Origin of the sequence: Mesorhizobium sp. M7A.F.Ca.CA.002.05.1.1, from assembly GCF_003998335.1 — a bacterium.
Lineage (GTDB): Bacteria > Pseudomonadota > Alphaproteobacteria > Rhizobiales > Rhizobiaceae > Mesorhizobium.
In genome coordinates this window covers 1-2270 of the sequence record NZ_RZQI01000933.1, presented here as the reverse complement: position 1 = coordinate 2270, position 2270 = coordinate 1, and the positions used below count along the sequence as shown (strand labels likewise).

Genomic DNA, 2270 nt, shown 5'->3' with positions numbered 1-2270 from the left:
GTCAGTGTCGGCGTTTCGCAGGCCGCCGCCTTCGACGTGCCGTCGCTGCTGATGACGCTCGACCGCTACCCCTATGGTTGCGCCGAGCAGACCACCAGCCGCGCCATGCCGCTTCTCTACGTCAATGAGTTGGCTTCCGGCGTCGGCATGGCCAGCGACCCCGATATCCATGGCCGCATCCAGGACGCCATCTATAAGGTTCTGAGCTATCAGGCCTCGGGCGGCAGCTTCGGCCTGTGGGGTCCGGGCTCCGGCGATCTGTGGCTTGATTCCTATGTCACCGATTTCCTGACCAGGGCGCGCGAGCAGAAATACGACGTGCCGAGCCTGGCCATGAACCAGGCGCTGAGCAATTTGCAGAACTCGCTCGGCTATGACCAGAGCGTCCAGGACCGTGGCAGCGAGATCGCCTACGCCCTCTACGTTCTGGCCCGCAACAAGAAGGCCTCGATCGGCGACCTGCGCTACTATGCGGATACCCAACTCGAAGCTTTCTCAAGCCCGATGGCCGTTGCCCAGCTGGCGGCAAGCCTGGCGCTCTACGGCGATACACCGCGCGCCGAAGCCACCTTCAAGACCGCCTTGCAGTTGGCAAAGTCCACCACCGACTACGACTACTACCGCTCCGACTACGGTTCGCGGCTGCGTGATGGCGCGGCGATGCTGGCGCTGGCGGCGGAATCGAAGCCGGTGCCGACCATCGTGCCGGAACTGATCAAGCTGGTGACCAGGGAACGCGCGGAAGCCCGCTGGACCACCACCCAGGACGAATCCTGGATGCTGCTGGCGGCCCGCGCGCTGAAGGAGGGCAATGATACGATCATGCTGGCCGTCAATGGCGCGGCGCATTCCGGCGGCTACTCCAACCAGGTGGAAGGCTCTGACCTGGCCGACAGCCCGCTGACCATCGCCAACACCGGCAAGACCCCGCTGCAGGCCGTCGTCACCACCGTGGCGTCGCCGGTCCAGCCCTTGCCGGCCGGCGGCGACGGCTTCACCATCAACCGCACCTACTACAAGCTCGACGGCACCGAGGCCAATGTCACCGAGGCGACGCAGAACGAACGCTATGTCGTCGTGCTCAAGGTCAACGAGCAGAACAAATGGCCGTCGCGCCTGCTGGTCACCGACCTGTTGCCGGCCGGCTTCGAGATCGACAATCCCGGCCTGGTCTCCAGCGCCCAGTTGACGAACTTCTCGTGGCTGGCGCAGACCGATGCCGCGCATCTCGAATTCCGCGACGACCGTTTCGTCGCGGCGTTCAACCCGGCCGACGGCGATCATGACCACAATCTGACGCTCGCCTATGTCGTGCGCGCGGTGACGCCTGGTACCTATGCGCACCCGGCGGCAACGGTGGAGGACATGTACCGGCCGCAATATTCGGCCCGCACCGCCACCGGCATGATGGAGGTCAAGGCGCCGTAAGGCGCCTTGGCGAATATGAAAGTGAGGCTTGTGCTGCCCCCCATTGCCCTGCCGGGCATTTCTCCCCGTATAGTGACGGGGAGAAAGAGGCCTGCAACAAAGCTTTCGCCAACTTTGAACGTTGCTGGAAAAGCGCCAAGGGCCATGACAGCACCCTTCTCCCCGTCACTATACGGGGAGAAGGTGGCGGCAGCCGGATGAGGGGCGGCGCCATGCTTTCCAAGAAGTTCCTTCGTCGCACGGCCGTTGCAGGAGCCTCCCTCATTGGACTCACCGCAATTGCCGCCACCACCCTCTGGGCGCTCGACCGTGCCTTCCCACCCCCGCTTCCAGCCGAACTCACGGTCTCCACCGAAGTCCAGGACCGCGACGGCGAATTGTTGCGCGCCTTCGCCACGCCGGACGGCTACGGGCGGCTCAAAACCCGCCTCGACCAGGTCGACAAGCAGTTCGTCGACATGCTGGTCACCTACGAAGACAAGCGTTTCTGGGACCATGAAGGTGTCGACGTGCTGGCGCTGGCCCGCGCCGCCGGCCAGTTCGCCACCAGCGGCCGCATCGTCTCCGGCGGCTCGACGCTTTCGATGCAGCTTGCCCGGCTGATCGAGCCGCGCGAAAGCCGCAGCCTCGGCTCCAAGGTCAAGCAGATGCTGCGCGCCATCCAGATAGAGCGGCGGCTGTCGAAACGCGAGATCCTCGAACGCTACCTGACGCTGGCGCCTTATGGCGGCAATCTGGAAGGCGTGCGCGCCGCCTCGCTCGCCTATTTCGGCAAGGAGCCGAAACGGCTCACCGTTTCCGAGGCCGCCCTGCTCGTCGCTCTGCCGCAACTGCCGGAAAAG

2 protein-coding genes are annotated in these 2270 nt (G+C 64.7%); both read left to right on the top strand.

Annotation, left to right across the window (positions count from 1 at the left end; all coding sequences use genetic code 11):
* Positions 1–1428, top strand: a 1428-nt coding sequence (locus tag EN939_RS30720; protein ID WP_442919580.1) for an alpha-2-macroglobulin family protein, incomplete at its 5' end; no start/stop codon positions are given.
* 212 nt (positions 1429–1640) lie between these two features.
* Positions 1641–2270, top strand: a 630-nt coding sequence (locus EN939_RS30710) for a transglycosylase domain-containing protein (RefSeq protein ID WP_245473223.1), incomplete at its 3' end; no start/stop codon positions are given.